Source organism: Streptomyces sp. NPDC054872, from assembly GCF_053610705.1.
The window spans coordinates 492,095-509,089 of the sequence record NZ_JBSGYY010000001.1; the positions used below are offsets into that span (position 1 = coordinate 492,095).

The 16,995-nt window shown below is 73.4% G+C and carries 2 protein-coding genes; both read right to left on the reverse strand.

Annotated elements, in window-relative coordinates; genetic code table 11:
• Nucleotides 1-79: 79 nt before the first annotated feature.
• On the reverse strand, nt 80-5,113 hold the full coding sequence (locus ACWGIH_RS02055) for a type I polyketide synthase (protein ID WP_453691582.1): 5,034 nt from the start codon (nt 5,111-5,113) through the stop codon (nt 80-82).
• On the reverse strand, nt 5,110-16,995 hold the full coding sequence (locus tag ACWGIH_RS02060) for an SDR family NAD(P)-dependent oxidoreductase (protein ID WP_453450690.1): 11,886 nt from the start codon (nt 16,993-16,995) through the stop codon (nt 5,110-5,112). The genes ACWGIH_RS02055 and ACWGIH_RS02060 overlap by 4 nt, the downstream gene beginning before the upstream one ends.

Below are 16,995 nucleotides of genomic sequence, written 5' to 3' on the forward strand. Positions count from 1 at the left end.
GGGCTGTGACCGACCCCTGAGGGTCGGTCACAGCCCGTTGTCAGGAGGCAGGCCGCTCGACCGCGGCCCGCGCCGCGCCTCACGAAGCGCCGAACTCCCGGTCGATGAGGTCGAAGAGCTCGTCGTCGGTGGCGAGTTCGTCGGCGGCGGGCCCCTCGGCGGTCCGCGCACCGGGGAGCACGACCCGCTCCCCGCGCACCACACGCGCCAGTGCCTCCAGGCTTCCCGCGATCACCTGACGGTCGTCGCCCTCGCCGAGTCCGGCGACCGCGCGTTCCAGCTCACCGATCCGGGCCAGGACGGTGGGGCCGGCCGTGGCACCGCCGAGTTCGGCGTCGATGTGCCGGGCCAGGGCGTGCGCGGTCGGGTGGTCGTAGATCGCCGATGTGGGCAGGTGGAGCCCCGCGGTGCTGTTCAGGCGGTTGCGCAGCTGGACGCCGGCCAGTGAGTCGAAGCCCAGGTCGCGGAAGGGGCGCCGCGGGTCGATGGCGTCGGCGCCCGGGTGCTGGAGCACGGCTGCCGCCTGGGCGCGTACGAAGTCCAGGAGCGCCGTGGCCCGTTCGGCGGGCGCCAGCGCGGCGAGCCGGTCCTTCAGGGTGCCGGCGTCTGTGCCGTCGCCGTCGGGCCGGACCGCGGGGTGGGCCGCGCTCACCTCCGGCAGCGCGGCCAGGAGGGGGCGGCGCGGTTGTGCCGTGCCGGAGTAGCGGCGCCAGTCGATGTCGGCGACCATGGCGAGCGGTTCGTCCTGATCCAGGGCCCTGCGCAGCCCCGCGAGAGCGATGCCGGGCTCCATCAGGCGGACCCCGCCCTGCCGCAGCCAGTTGGTCGGCACGCCCTCGGCCATGCCTTTCCCGGCCCACGCGCCCCAGGCGATCGAGGTGGCGGGCAGTCCTTCGGCCCGGCGTGCGGCGGCGAGGGCGTCGAGGTGGGCGTTGGCGGCGACGTAGTTGCCCATGCCGAAGTTGGGCAGCAGGTTCGCGCAGGACGAGAAGAGCACGAAGGCCGTGAGGTCCCGGTCCCGGGTGAGGTCGTGGAGGTGGTCGGCGGAGGTGGCCTTCGCCCGTACGACGGTCTCCAGCTGCTCGGGGGTGAGGGTGGGAAGGAAGCTGTCGTCCACGACGCCGGCCGTGTGGAAGACCGCGGTGAGCGGCCGCTCCGCGGGGAGGGTGTCAAGGAGGGCCGCGAGCGCGCCGCGGTCGGCGGCATCGCAGGCGGCGACGGTCACTTCGGCGCCGAGTGCGTTCAGTTCGGCCGTCAGCTCGGCGGCGCCGGGGGCTTCGGGGCCACGGCGGCTGATGAGCAGCAGATGACCGGCGCCCGCACCGGCCAGCCAACGCGCGACGTGGGCGCCGAGCGCTCCGGTGCCACCGGTGACCAGGACGGTGCCGGAGCCACTGGGCTGCCAGGCCGGGGCCGCGGGCGTCTCTTCGGCGGGCGCGGGCCGTACGAGGCGTCGGGCGAGGATCCCCCGGGGGCGGACGGCCAGTTGGTCCTCGCCCTCGATGCCGGCCAGAACACGGCACAGGCGTTCCCGCGCGGTGGAGCTCACCTCCGGCGGCAGATCAGCCTCACCTCCCCAGCGCCGCGGGTCCTCCACGGCCAGTGCCTGGCCGAGGCCGAAGACCTGCGCCTGGACGGGACGTGGCGGCGCGTCGTGCGCTCCGGTCGTGACGGCGCCGCAGGTGAGCAGCCACAGCCGGGCGTCGGTACCGGCGTCGTCCAGGGCCTGGATGAGCGCGAGGGTGCCCGCGAGGCCGGCTGTCAGCGCCGGATACCGGGGGTGGGGGGTCTCGTCCAGGCCGAGGAGGGAGACGATGCCGACGGGGCGGGTGGCGCCGCCGTCGAGCGCCTCGCGGATGAGTGCGGCGAGCTCGTCACGGTCCGCCTTCCCCGTGGTCGCCGTGGTCCCCGCGCTCCCCGCGCTTCCCGTGGGGACGACGACAGTTTTCGGGTCTCCGCCTCGGTCGGCAAGGGCCTGGCGGCAGCCTTCGGCCCACGGGTGGTCGAGGCTCGCCTCGGAGACGATGACGAGCCAGGTGCCGGAGACGTCGGCGGGGGCTCCGTCGCCGCCGCGCTTCCGCGGCACGGTCTTCCAGCGGACCCGGTACTGGGACGCGTCGACGGTGACGTCCTCGCGACGGCCGCGCCACCAGGAGGACAGGGCGGGAAGGACGGGGGTGAGGGTGTCGGTGTCGAGGTCGAGGGTCTTGGCCAGGACGTCGGCGTTGCCCTGCTCCACGTCCGCCCAGAACTCCGCGTCGGCGAGGCTCACTTCGTCGGTCACGGCACCGGCACCGGTGCCAGTGCCGACGCCGGCCGTTGCGGTACGGGTGTCGAGCCAGTACTGCTGGTGCTGGAAGGGATAGGTGGGCAGGTCGACGGGTCGGGGGCTCGTGGGCCACCGCACGGATGTGCCGTGGGTCCAGGCCTGCGCCAGGCCGGTCAGGAACGTGCGGGGTTCCGGCTTGTCCGCCCGCAACAACGGCACGACCACGGTCTTCGGGTCACCGGCGCCCCATTCCGCCACGCATTCGGCAGCCGGTCCGGACAGGACAGCGCTGGGACCGACTTCCAGCAGAACGTTCGCCCCACCCTCGACCAGCCAGCGCACCCCATCGGCGAAACGCACCGCCTCACGGACATGCCGCACCCAGTACCCGGGGGAAGTGATCTCCTCGGCGGTGACCGGACGCCCGGTCACATTGCTCAGCAACGGGATACGCGGCGCCGACAACTCCACACCCGCCACCACCCGGCCGAACTCCTCCAACACCGGCTCGACGAGAACTGAATGGAAGGAGTTCGATATCTCGAGGCGACGCACCCGCCGACCCTGCCCACGCCACCACTCCCCGGCCCGCTCCAACGCATCCTCGGCACCGGACAGCACCACCGACCGCGGCCCGTTCACCGCGGCCACCTCGCCACTGGCACCAGCACCGGCACCGGCACCGGCACCGGCACCGGCACCGGCGGCCAGCCAATCCCGTACCTCCGCCTCACTCGCCTCGATCGCCATCATCCCGCCACGCGCGGGCAACCCGTCCATCAACCGCCCACGCGCGGCCACCAGACGGCACGCATCCTCCAGCGACAACACACCCGCCACATGAGCCGCCGCGAACTCGCCCACGGAATGCCCCATCACATAATCCGGGCACACCCCGAACGACTCCACCAACCGGAACAAACCCACCTCAAAGGCGAACAACCCCACCTGCGTGAAGACCGTCCGCCCCAAACCGTCGACCTCGCCGAACACCACATCCCGCAGCCGCACCCCCTCCACACCCAGATGCGCGTCCAGGTGCCCGCACGCCTCGTCGAAAGCCGACGCGAAGACAGGGAAGGCGTCATACAACTCTCGCCCCATGCCAGGTCGTTGAGCACCCTGTCCGGAAAAGAGCATGGCCGTACGTGCCGCGCCCTGTGCCACTCCGTCCACGACCGCGCCGCTCGTGTCACCGTCGGCCAACGCGGCGAGGCCCGTCGCCAGCTCCTGGTCGTCACCGGCCACCACCACCGCCCGATGCGCCAGAACCGCACGCCGCGCGAGACCCCTGCCCGCTTCCCGCGGGCTCAGCCCTTGTTCCGCCACCGCGTCGCGGACCTGTGCCGCCAGCCCTCGGAGGGCCCCCGGTTCGGCTGCCGACATCGGCACCGCCACCGGCACGGACCCGGGCGGCTCCGACTCATCCGGCTTGTCCAGCTCAGCCGGCCCCCGCGGCGCCTCCTCGACGATCACATGCGCGTTCGTGCCGCTGACCCCGAACGACGACACACCCGCCCGGCGCGCCCGCTCCCCCGTCGGCCACAGCTTGGCCTCGCGCAGCAATTCCACCCCGCCTTCGGACCAGTCCACGTACGGCGTGGGCTCGTCCACGTGCAGGGTCGCCGGCAGCGTCTCGTGCCGCAGCGCGAGCACCATCTTCATCACACCCGCCACGCCCGAGGCGGCGGCCGTGTGCCCCAGGTTGGTCTTCACCGAGCCCAGCCACAGTGGCCGGTCCTCCGCACGGCCCTGCCCGTACGTGGCCAACAGCCCCTGCGCCTCGATCGGATCCCCGAGCCGGGTCCCCGTACCGTGCGCCTCCACCGCGTCCACATCGGCGGACGAGAGGCCCGCGTTGGCCAACGCGGCCCGGATCACGCGCTGTTGAGACGGGCCGTTCGGTGAGGTCAGTGAACTGCTCGCGCCGTCCTGGTTCACGGCGGAGCCGCGTACGACAGCCAGGACACGGTGGCCGTTGCGGCGGGCGTCGGAGAGGCGCTCAAGCACCAACAACCCCGCGCCCTCGCCCCAGTTGGTGCCGTCGGCCGCCGCCGCGAACGCCTTCACCCTGCCGTCCGCCGCCAGAGCACGCTGCCGGGAGAACTCCACGAAGGCCACCGGTTGCGCCATCACCGAGACTCCGCCCGCCAGGGCGAGGGAGCACTCGCCTCGGCGCAGGGAGTGGCAGGCCGTGTGGAGGGCGACCAGCGAGGACGAGCAGGCCGTGTCGAGGCTGACGGCGGGGCCTTCGAGGCCGTACGTGTAGGCGACGCGGCCGGTGATGACGCTGGGCAGGTTGCCGGTGAGGGCGTACCCCTCCGCTTCCTCGGGGACGGAGGCAAGACCCTGGAGATATTCGGAGGGCGAGGCGCCCACGAAGACGCCGGTGTCGCTGCCCCGCAGCCCGAGCGGATCAAGACCCGACCGCTCGAACGCCTCCCACGCCACCTCCAACAGCAGCCGCTGCTGCGGATCCATCGCCAGCGCCTCACGCGGCGAGATCCCGAACAGACCGGCGTCAAAACCCGCCACGTCCCCCAGAAAGCCACCCACCCGCACGTACGACGTCCCCGCCCGCCCCGGATCAGGATCGTAGAGCCCCTCCACATCCCACCCCCGGTCCTCCGGGAACTCCTCCATCGCGTCTCGGCCCCCGGCCATCAACTCCCAGAGCTCTTCCGGGGATTCGACTCCTCCCGGATACCGGCAGGCCATCCCCACGATCGCCACCGGCTCACGAGGGGCCTCGGTGAGGCGGCGGTTCTGGCGGCGGAGGCGTTCGGACTCCTTGAGCGACGTACGCAGCGCTGCGACGAGTTCTTCGGTCGTTGCGGCCATCAGTGGCTCTCCTCATCGGCCGTAGCCATCTTGATCAGTTCGTCGACGTCGACCTCGTCGATCACGCCGTTGGTCGCCACTTCGTCCTCGTACGAGCCGGCGGAGGGTGCTGCGGCCGCGGCGGAGTCGGTCTTCTGGTCCGACAGGCGCAGCAGCGCGTCGAGCAGACCGGCGTCCCGCAGCCGGTCCAGGGGGATGGCCGTGAGCGCGCGGCGGATGTCGTCGTCGCGTTCCGGTGCCGTGCCACCGGGGGCCGGGGTCCGCGGGCCGTCGTCCCCGGTGAGCTCGGTGTGGATGCGCCGGGTCAGCGCGTTGGGGGTGGGGTGGTCGAAGACGAGGGTGGCGGGCAGGCGCAGGCCGGTGGCCGCGTTCAGGCGGTTGCGCAGTTCGACCGCGGTGAGCGAGTCGAGGCCCAGGTCCATCAGGCCGCCTTCGGGGTCGATGGTCTGCGGTGAAGGGTGGGACAGGACGGTGCCCAGGTGGGTACGGACCACGTCCAGGAGGAAGTGGTGCCGTTCCGACTCGGGGGTGGCGGTCAGCCGTCGCAGCAGGGAGTCGGAGCTTCCGGTGCCGGTGCCCGCGCTGCGCCGTGAGGAGGCGCGGACCAGGCCGCGCCAGATCGGCGGCAGCACACCGGAGTCGGCGAGTCCGCGCAGCCGTCCCATGTCCACGGGGGACGCGAGCAGGGCGGCCTGGTCGACGCGGCCGCCCGCGTCGAAGACGGCCATGCCCTGGTCGCCGGAGATCGGCAGGGCGCCGGTGCGGGCGATGCGGGCCAGGTCGGCCTCGTCCAGGTGCCCGCTCATGCCCGTGGCCTGGGCCCAGATGCCCCAGGCCAGGGAGAGCGCGGGCAGACCCTGGGCGCGGCGGTGGGCGGCCAGGGCGTCCAGGAACACGTTGGATGCCGCGTAGTTGGCCTGGCCGGGGGCGCCCATGGTGCCGGAGGCCGACGAGTACAGGACGAAGGCGGTGAGGTCGAGGTGCCGGGTGGCCTCATGGAGATTGACCGCGGCGTCCACCTTGGGACGCAGCACCCGCTCGAACTGCTCCGGCGTCAACGACCCGATCAACCCGTCGTCCAGCACACCCGCCGCATGCACCACACCCCGCAGCGGAAACTCCTCCGGAACAGCGGCGAGCAACTCGTCCAACGCCGCACGATCAGCCACATCACACGCCACCACACTCACCCGCGCACCCAGCCCCGAGAGCTCCTCCACCAGCTCCCTGGCACCCTCGGCCCGATCACCACGCCGACCGGCCAGGACCACATGCCGCACCCCGTGCTCCACCACCAGACGCCGCGCCACCAGACCACCCAGCACACCCGTGCCACCCGTGACCAGAACACTCCCGTCCCGATCCCAGCCACCCGGCATCCGCAACACCAACTTGCCCACATGCCGCGCCTGACTCATAAACCGCAACGCCTCAGGAGCCCGCCGCACATCCCACACCCGCACCGGCAAAGGACGCAGCACACCCGCCTCGAACAACCCCACGATCTCCGCCAGCATCTGGCCGATGCGCTCGGGGCCCGCCGTGATCAAGTCGCAGACGCGGTAGGCGACTCCGGGGTGTGCGGTGGCGACGGTGTCGGGGTCGCGGAGGTCGGTCTTGCCCATCTCGACGAAGCGGCCGCCGCGAGGCAGCAGCCTCAGGGACGCGTCCACGAACTCGCCCGCGAGCGAGTCCAGGACCACATCGACCCCGCGCCCATCGGTCGCGGCGAGGAACTTCTCCTCGAACTCCAACGACCGACTGGAAGCGATCTCGCCGTCCGCGAAGCCCAACTCCCGCAGTACGTCCCACTTCTTGGGACTCGCGGTCACGAGGGCCTTGGCTCCCCAGTGGTGTGCCAGTTGTACGGCGGCCATGCCGACCCCGCCGGTCGCCGCGTGCACCAGGACCGTCTCGCCCTCCCGCAGACCCGCCAGATCCGCCAACCCGTAGTACGCGGTGAGGAAGACGGTCGGCACGGAGGCGGCCTGCTCGAAGGTCCAGCCGTCGGGGATCCGGACGACGTAGTGGCGGTCTACCACCACGACGGGGCCGAAGCCGTTGGGCATGACGCCCATGACGCGGTCACCGACGGCGAGGCCCGTCACTCCGGGGCCCGTTTCCAGGACGACGCCCGCGCCTTCGGAGCCGAGGCCCTTCTGGTCGGGGACCATGCCGAGGCCCACGACGACGTCACGGAAGTTCATGCCCGCGGCGCGTACGGCAATGCGTACGGTGCCGGGCTCCAGTGGTGCCTCGGCGTCCGGGGCGGGCTGCAGCGCCAGGTCGTCGAACGTGCCGGTCGCTCCAGTGGTCTCCAGACGCCAGGCGGCTCCGGGCGGCGGCACGAGGGCTCCGTCGGCGCCGACGCGCGCGAGGCGCGGGACGAGTATCCGGTCGTCGCGCAGGGCGAGTTGGGCCTCGGACGTGGCGATGGCGGCGGGCAGGGCGGGGCCCCACGCGGCGCTGTCACCGTCGATGTCCAGGAGCGTGAACCGGCCGGGGTGCTCGGCCTGCGCGGAACGGATCAAGCCCCAGACGGGGGCCGCCGCAAGGTCGGGCACGTCGCTGTCGGCGCCGACGGCGACCGCGCCCCGGGTGACCACGACCAGCCGGCAGCCCTCAAGCCGCTCGTCATCGAGCCAGGCACGCACGGCCACCAGAAGCTGATCGAGAACGCCACGCACGCCGTCCGCGAGGCCGTCGCCGGTATCGGAGACCGTGCCTGTGACGGTGAGTACGGCCGTGTCCGGTATCGGGTTTCCGGCGTCGATCGCCTCCAGGAGTTCGGCCACCGAGCCGTGGTGGCGGGTGGGCACGGTGCCCGGGGTGGCGGCGGCGATCCGCAGTGGGTCGGGGCCGATGAGCGCCCAGGTACCGGAAGCCGGTGCCTCGGGGGCCTCCGTCGGGGCCCAGTCAAGTTCGAACAGCGAGTCGTTGGCGCCGTCGCCGGAGCCGCGCAGGTGCCCGGCCGAGACGGGACGGGCCATCATCGAGGCGGCGGAGAGCACGGGCTCACCGGCGGCGTCGACGGCGTGCAGGCTCACGGAGCCCTCGGCGGCCTTGGTGATCCGTACCCGCAGCGCTGCGGCGCCGGACGCGTGCAGGGAGACGCCGCTCCAGGCGAAGGGCAGCCAGGTGCCCTCCTTCGGCAGCAGACCGCCGAGGCCCAGGGTGTGCAGGGCCGCGTCCAGGAGCGCCGGGTGCAGTCCGAAGCGGGCGGCTCCGTCCCGCACCACGTCGGGCAGGGTGACCTCGGCGAAGAGGGTGTCGTCGGCGCGCCAGGCTGCGGTCAGGCCCTGGAAGGCGTCACCGTACCCGTGCCCGCGGTCCGCCAGTTCCGCGTACATGCCCTCCGCTTCGAGCGGCTCGGCGCCTACCGGGGGCCACACTCCGAGGCTCTCGAAGGCCGCGGCGTCGGCGGTGCGGTTGGCCGCGAGGAGGCCACTGGCGTGCCGCGTCCAGATGCCGCCGTCCTCGGGCCGGGAGTGCACGCCGACCTCCCTGCGGCCCGTCTCGTCGGCGGCGCTGACGGCGACCTGGAGGCGGACGCCGCCGCGCTCGGGCAGGACGAGCGGCGCCTCGAGTGTGAGTTCCTCGATGTGGCCGCAGCCGACCTCGTCGCCGGCGCGGATGGCGAGCTCGACGTACGCGGTGCCGGGCAGCAGCACCACACCGGCCGCCGCGTGGTCGGCGAGCCACGGATGGGTGCTCAACGAGAGCCGCCCGGTGAGCAACACCCGGTCGTCTTCGGCCTGTTCGACGGTCGCGCCGACCAGCGGGTGGCCTGGGGACGTCAGCCCCGCCGCAGAGACGTCGCCGTCCTGCGGGTCGGGATCCACCCAGTAGCGGTCACGCTGGAAGGCGTACGTGGGCAGCTCGACCCGCGGCGTGTCTGCCGGGTACAGGGTGCTCCAGTCGACGGGCACGCCCTGCGCCCAGGCCTGGGCCAGCGCGGTGCAGAAGCGGCGCAGGCCGCCCTCGTTGCGGCGCAGAGTGCCGAGGGCCACGGCCGACGCACCCGCCGCGTCGACGGTCTGCTCGATGCCGGGAAGGACGACGGGGTGTGTGCTGACCTCGATGAACACCTCGTGTCCCGCGGCCAGCAGGCTCCGTACGCCGCCCTCGAAGTCGACGGCCTCGCGCACATTGCGGTACCAGTACGCGGCGTTCAGTTCGCTGGTGTCGAGGAGCTCGCCGGAGACGGTGGAGCAGAACGGCACGTGCGACGTCTCGCCCTTGATGTCCGCCAGTTCGGCGAGGAGCGCGTCCCGGACCTGTTCGACCTGCGGCGAGTGCGAGGCGAAGGTCACCGGCACCACGCGGGCCTGGAGTCCGTCGGCGACACAGGCGGCCACCAGGTCCTCGACCGGGCCGGGCTCGCCGGAGATGACGGTGGACGAGGGGCCGTTGAACCCGGCCACCACAACCGCGTCGTCCTCGGTGCACCCCAACTGGGCTATTCGCTCCCGCACTTGATCGGCCGGAAGGCCCACGGAGGCCATGGCGCCCTTGCCGGTGAGAACCTCCGCGAGCAGCCTGCTGCGCAGCACGATCACGCGGGCGGCGTCTTCGAGGGACAGCGCCCTGGACACACACGCCGCGGCGACCTCCCCCTGCGAGTGACCGATCACCGCCGCCGGACGCACACCACACGCCTGCCACAACCGGGCCAACGACACCTGCACCGCGAACATCACCGGCTGCAACACATCGATCCGCTCCAGCCAGCCCTCCTCCTCACGCCCGAGAACCTCCACCACCGACCAACCCGTCAACGGCTCGATCACCTCGGCACACGCAGCCACCGACTCCGCGAACACCGGCGAACTCTCCAACAACTCCCGCGCCATACCCCGCCACTGCGACCCCTGCCCCGGAAACACGAACACGGGGCTGACCTCGCCGCGTGCGACGCCGTCCACGACGTTCTCCGCGGTGGTGTCGCCGTCGGCGATGGCGCTCAGGCCGGTGGCCAGTTCGTCCTGGTCGGCCGCGATGACCACGGCCCGGTGCGCGTGTGCGGTGCGGTGCGCGAGGGCGGCGCCGACGGATTCCACCGTGGGCGCCGTCCCGGACTCGGTGAGGAACGCGCCCAGGCGGGCGGCCTGGCCGCGCAGCCCGGCGACGCCCCGGCCGGAGACCGGGACGGCGGCGAAGCCGAGAGGGGCCTCGACGGGGGACACGGCCCGCTCGGCGGCGGCCGATCCCCGGGCGGTGGTCCGCTCGGGGGCGGCGGGCGCATCGCCCAGGATCAGGTGCGCGTTGGTGCCGCTCATGCCGAAGGAGGAGACGGCAGCGTTCCGCGGGCGGTCACCGCCCGGCCAGGCACGGGACTCGGTGAGCAGGCTGACCGCGCCCGACTCCCAGTCGACGTGCGGGGTCGGGTCGTCCGCGTACAGGGAAGGCGGCAGCGTCTCGTGGCGCAGCGCCATCACCATCTTGATGACCCCGGCGACACCCGCCGCGGCGGCGGCGTGCCCCATGTTCGACTTCACGGAGCCGAGCCACAGCGGGGCGTCGTCCGTGCGGGCCTGCCCGTAAGTGGCGAGCAGGGCCTGCGCCTCGATGGGGTCGCCGAGCTTGGTTCCGGTGCCGTGCGCCTCGACGGCGTCGACGTCGGCGGCCGTCAGGCCCGCGTCGGCGAGGGCCTGCCCGATGACCCGCTGCTGGGAGGGCCCGTTGGGGGCCGTCAGACCGTTGCTCGCGCCGTCCTGGTTGACGGCCGACCCGCGGATCACCGCGAGCACCGTATGCCCCTGGCTGCGGGCCCGTGAGAGACGCTCGACGAGGAGCATCCCCACGCCCTCCGCCCAACTCGTGCCGTCGGCGGCGGAGCTGAAGGAGCGGGCACGGCCGTCCGCGGAGAGGGCGCCCTGCCGGGAGAACTCGACGAAGGCGCCGGGCCCGGACAGCACATTGGTGCCGCCGGCCAGCGCGAGGTCGCACTCGCCCCGGCGCACCGCCTGGCAGGCCAGGTGCAGGGAGACGAGCGAGGACGAGCACGCCGTGTCCACGGTGACCGCGGGCCCCTCGAGGCCCAGGACGTAGGAGATGCGGCCGGATGCGACGCTCAGGGCGTTGCCCGTGATGGTGTAGCCCTCCAGGTCCTGCGGCACCTGGGTCAGACGGGAGAGGTACTCGGAGCCGCCCGCGCCGACGAACACGCCGGTGCGGGTCGCCTGGAGCGCCGCCGGGTCGAGCCCCGCCCGCTCCAGTGCCTCCCAGGAGACTTCGAGCAGGATGCGCTGCTGCGGGTCCATCGCCAGGGCCTCGCGCGGCGAGATCCCGAAGAACTCCGCGTCGAAGCCCGCCACGTCGTCGAGGAACCCCGCGCCCTTCGTGTAGAAGGTGCCGGGCCGCTCCGGGTCAGGGTCGTACAGACGGTCGAGGTCCCAGCCACGGTCCTGCGGCATGGGCGTGACGAGATCGGCGCCCTCGGCGATGCGCTCCCAGAACGCTTCCGGTGAGTCCGAGCCGCCGGGGAACCGGCAGGCCATGCCGACGATGACGATCGGGTCGTCGTCGGGCCCCGCCTCGCGCGCGGGGGCCAGTGCGGCGGCGACCGGCGTGCGCTGCCCGCCGGGGAGCTGCTCGTCCACGTAGCGGGCGAGCGCGGCCGGGCTCGGGTGGTCGAAGACGAGGGTCGCCGGGAGGCGCAGGCCGGTCGACGCGATGACGCGGTTGCGCAGCTCCACGGACATCAGGGAGTCGAAGCCGAGGTCCTTGAAGGCCTGCGCGGGGCCGACGGCCGTGGGGTCGGCGTGTCCGAGTACGGCACCGACATGGGCACGTATCAGCTCCAGGAGGACGCGCTTGCGCTCGTCCCCGGCGAGCCCGGCGATGCGGCTCGCCTGCGTTGCGCCCTCACCGCTCCCGCTTCCCGGGTCCGTGCGGTCCGCACGCCGCCGGGCGGCGTGGATCAGGCCGCGCCACAGGGGTGACACGGTGCCGTGCCCGGCCTCCTCGCGCAGTCGGGCGAGGTCGATGCGGGCGGCGAGCGGCGCCGGGTGCGCGCCGGCGCGGGCGGCGCCGAGGAGGGCGAGGGCCTGGGGCGTGCTCATGGGGCGCAGGCCGGTGCGGGCCAGCCGGGCCCGGCCGGGGGCGTCGAGCCGGGCGGTGATGCCACCCGCCTGCTCCCACTGCCCCCAGGCCACCGAGGTCGCCGGCAGTCCGCGGGCGCGGCGGTGGGCGGCGAGGGCGTCCAGGAAGGTGTTGGCGGCGGCGAACGCGGCTTGGCCCGGGCCCGCGAGCAGCCCTGCCGACGCGGAGAAGAGCACGAAGGCCGACAGGCCGAGACCGGCGGTGAGTTCGTGGAGGTGCCGTGCGCCGTCGGCCTTGGGGCGCAGCACCTCCGTGAGGCGCTCGGGGGTGAGCCCCGCGAGCAGTGCGTCGTCGAGGAGCCCGGCGGTGTGGATCACGGCGGTCGGCGGGTGTTCCGCGAGGAGCCGGGCGAGCGCATCGCGGTCGGCGACGTCGCAGGCGGCGACGGTCACTTCGGCACCGAGCGCGGTGAGTTCCGCGTCGAGCGCGGCGGCACCGGGAGCGTCGGCGCCCTGGCGCGAGACCAGCACGAGCCGTCGTACGCCATGGCCGCTCACCAGGTCCCGGGCCACGGCCGCTCCGAGTGCCCCGGTGCCCCCGGTGATCAGGACGGTGCTCTCGGGGTCCGGCGTGAAGGGCGGCGGCACGGTGTCGGGCTGCTGGGTCCTGGCGAGGCGCGGGACGAGCAAGGTGCCGTCGCGCAGGGCCAGTTCGGGCTCGTCCGCCGCGAGGGCCGCGGCCAGGTGCGCGGACCAGTCGGACCGGTCGGCTCCTTCGTCCTCGCTTGCGGCGTCGGGGTCCGCGTCGAGCAGCACGACGCGGCCCGGGTGCTCGGCCTGGATGCCGCGTACGAGGCCGGGGACCGCCGCCGCGGCGAGGACCGGCACGTCGCCCGCACCGCCGTCGGCCGCGGCCGCGACGGCACCGCGTGTGACGACGACGAGGCGCGGCCCCGGCTCGTCCGCCGGCTCAGACTCCGACTCGGCGTGCGATTCCGGTGCCGGTGGCTCCTGGGTGAGCCAGGTCTGCAAGGCCTGGAGCACGGCTCGCGCGGGGGTGTGCGGGTCGTCGTCGGCGGAGGCGGTCCCACAGCGCAGGACCACTGCGGGTGGTAATGGAGCGCCGGCCGCGCGGAGTTGGGGGAGGTCCGCGAAATCGACGTAGCCCGGCTCGCTGTCCGTCCTACGGTTCGGCCCGTCTCCCGGCTCGTCTTCGCGTTCAGGGTCGGGGACGTCGCCGGTCAGCGGCGTCCAGGTCACGTGGAACAGCGCGTCGGCGAGGTGACCACGGGCCGGGTCGACGCCCAGCTGATCGGGCGTGACGCGGCGCGCCACCAAGACGGGTACGGAGAGGACCGTACGGCCGCTCGGGTCCGTCAGGAGGAGGGACACGGTGTCATCGGCGGTACGGGTGATGCGTACGCGGACGTCGGCCGCCCCGGTCGCCAGCAGGGTCACGCCCTGCCAGACGAACGGCATCCGGGTGCCCTCGTCGCCGTCGGCCGGCATGCCGAGGTCGAGGGTGCGCAGGACGCGGTCGAGCAGCGCGGGGTGCAGCCCGAAGCGCTCGGCTTCGGCGCGCAGCTCGTCGGGGAGCCGGACTTCCGCGAAGGTCTCGGCGCCGCGCCGCCAGGCCCGCGCGTCCGCTTCGGTGCCGGGGACGGGCTCGGCTCCTGGCGGCGGCCAGGCGGTGAGTTCCCCGGCGGTGTCCACGGGCGCGGCTTCGCCCAGGATGCCGCCCGCGTGCCGCAGCCAGCCGCTGTCGCCCACCCGGGAGTGCACGGCGAACGCCCGGCGCCCTTGCGGGTCGGCGGCCTCGACGACCACCTGAAGTTGGACCTCGTCCGCCTCGGGCAGCACCAGCGGCGTCTCCAGGGTGAGCTCCTCGACGCAGGCGCACCCCACGGCGTCACCGGCACGCACCGCGAGCTCGACGTACACCGATCCCGACACCAGGGACTGCCCCGCGGGCGCGTGGCCGCCGAGCCAGGGCTGGGCCCGCAGGGACATACGGCCGCCGAGGACCGTTCCGCCCCCGTGGGCCAGCTCCACGGTCTCGCCGAGCAGGGGGTGGCCCGGGGATGAGGCCGGGGCGTGATGGAGCCAGAAGGGCTGGTGCTGGAAGGGGTAGGTGGGCAGGTCGACCGGGCGGGGGCGGGTGGGCCACTGCACCCGTGTGCCGTGGGTCCATGCCTGCCCCAGGCCGGTCAGGAACGTTCGGGGTTCCGGCTGGTCCGCCCGCAGCAACGGCACGACCGCGGCCTCGCGGTCTCCGGCGCCCCACTCGGCCACGCATTCGGTCGCGGGTCCGGACAGGACGGCGCTGGGGCCGACTTCGAGCAGGACCGTGGCCCCGTCCTCCACCAGGTAGCGCACCCCGTCGGCGAAGCGCACCGCCTCACGGACATGCCGCACCCAGTAGCCCGGGGAGGTGATCTCCTCGGCCGGCACCGGGCGCCCGGTCAGATTGCTCACCAGCGGAATACGCGGGGCGGACAACTCCACGCCCGCCGCCACACGGCCGAATTCCTCCAACACCGGCTCGATCAGCGAGGAGTGGAAGGCGTGGGATACGTCGAGGCGACGCACCCGCCGCCCCTGTCCGCGCCACCACTCCCCCGCCCGCTCCACCGCATCCTCGGCACCGGACAGCACCACCGACTGCGGCCCGTTCACCGCAGCCACCTCCACCCCGGCACCAGCACCAGCGGTGAGCCACTCCCGAGCCTCGGACTCGCTCGCCTCGACCGCCACCATCGCCCCACCCGCAGGCAGGCCGTCCATCAACCTGCCTCGTGCGGCGACCAGTTGGCACGCGTCCTCCAGCGACAGCACGCCCGCCACATGAGCCGCGGCGAACTCCCCCACCGAATGACCCATCACATAGTCCGGACGTACCCCGAAGGACTCGACCAGCCGGAACAACGCCACCTCAAAGGCGAACAACCCCGCCTGCGTGAACACCGTCCGACCCAAACCATCGACCTCACCGGACACCACGTCCCTCAGCCGCACCCCCTGCACACCCAGATGTGCGTCCAAGCGCCCACACACCTCGTCGAAGGCCTGCGCGAAGACCGGGAACGACTCACACAACTCGCGCCCCATACCCGCACGCTGGGCGCCCTGTCCGGAGAAGAGCAAAGCCGTACGCGCCCGAGCGGCCGTCACGCCCTCCGCGACCGAACCGCTCACATCACCCCGTGCGACGGCATCCAGCCCCGACGCCAGCTCCTGGTCGTCACCGGCCACCACCACCGCCCGGTGCGCCAGGCCTCCACGCCGCGCGAGTCCCTCCGCGACCATCGGCGCCGACAGCTTCCGTTCGGCCACCGCGTCACGCACGAGCCCCGCGAGGCCACGCAGCGCACCCGGTTCGGCACCCGACAACGGCACCACCACGGGCACGGAACCAGGCTGCTCCGACTGCTCCGACGCATCCGGCCCCGGGGTCTCCTGCGGCGCCTCCTCCAGGATCACGTGCGCGTTCGTGCCGCTGATCCCGAAGGAGGACACACCCGCCCGGCGTGTGCGCTCGCCGATCGGCCAGGCCCGTGCCTCTGTCAGCAGGCGGACGTCTCCCGCGGACCAGTCCACTTCCGGCGTCGGTTCGTCCACGTGCAGGGTCGGCGGCAGCGTCTCGTGCCGCAGCGCGAGCACCATCTTCATCACGCCCGCCGCTCCCGAGGCGGCGGCGGTGTGGCCCAGGTTGGTCTTCACCGAGCCCAGCCACAGCGGCCGGTCCTTCGCGCGCCCCTGCCCGTACGTGGCCAGCAGCCCCTGGGCCTCGATCGGATCCCCGAGCCGGGTCCCCGTACCGTGCGCCTCCACCGCGTCCACCTCGACCGGCGAAAGACCCGCGCTCGCCAACGCGGCCCGGATCACGCGCTGTTGCGACGGGCCGTTCGGCGCCGCGAGGCCGTTGCTGCGGCCGTCCTGGTTCACGGCGGAGCCGCGTACGACGGCCAGGACGCGGTGGCCGTTGCGACGCGCGTCCGAGAGGCGTTCCAGGACCAACAGGCCCGCTCCCTCGCCCCAGTTGGTGCCGTCCGCGGCCGCCGCGAACGCCTTCACCCTGCCGTCGGACGCCAGACCGCGCTGCCGGGAGAACTCGGTGAAGAGGGTGGGGGTGGCCATGACGCTGACGCCGCCGGCCAGGGCGAGGGAGCACTCGTTCTGCCGCAGGCCCTGGCACGCCATGTGCAGGGCGACGAGGGCGGAGGAACAGGCCGTGTCGAGGCTGACGGCGGGGCCTTCGAGGCCGTAGGTGTAGGCGACGCGGCCGGAGACCACGCTGGCGACGTTGCCGGTGAGGGCGTACCCCTCCAGGTGCTTCGGGACGTGGCCGAGGCTGCCCATGTACTCCGAGTTGGGTGCGCCGACGAAGACGCCGGTGTCGCTGCCCCGCATGCCCAACGGGTCGAGGCCCGCCCGCTCGAACGCCTCCCACGCGACCTCCAACAGCAGCCGCTGCTGCGGATCCATCGCCAGCGCCTCACGCGGCGAGATCCCGAACAGACCGGTGTCAAAGCCCGCCGCGTCCTTCAGGAAGCCGCCGACGCGCACGTACGACGTCCCCGCCCGCTCGGGGTCGGGGTCGTACAGGCCCTCCACGTCCCAGCCCCGGTCCCGCGGGAACTCCTCCATCGCGTCCCGGCTCCCGGCCATCAACTCCCAGAGGTCTTCCGGGGATTCGACCCCGCCCGGGTACCGGCAGGCCATCCCCACGATCGCCACCGGCTCCCGGTGGGCGGTCTCGGCGTCCTGGAGGCGGCGCCGGGTCTGGTGCAGTTCGGCGGTGACGCGCTTCAGGTAGTCGATGAGATTGCGTTCGTCAGTCAT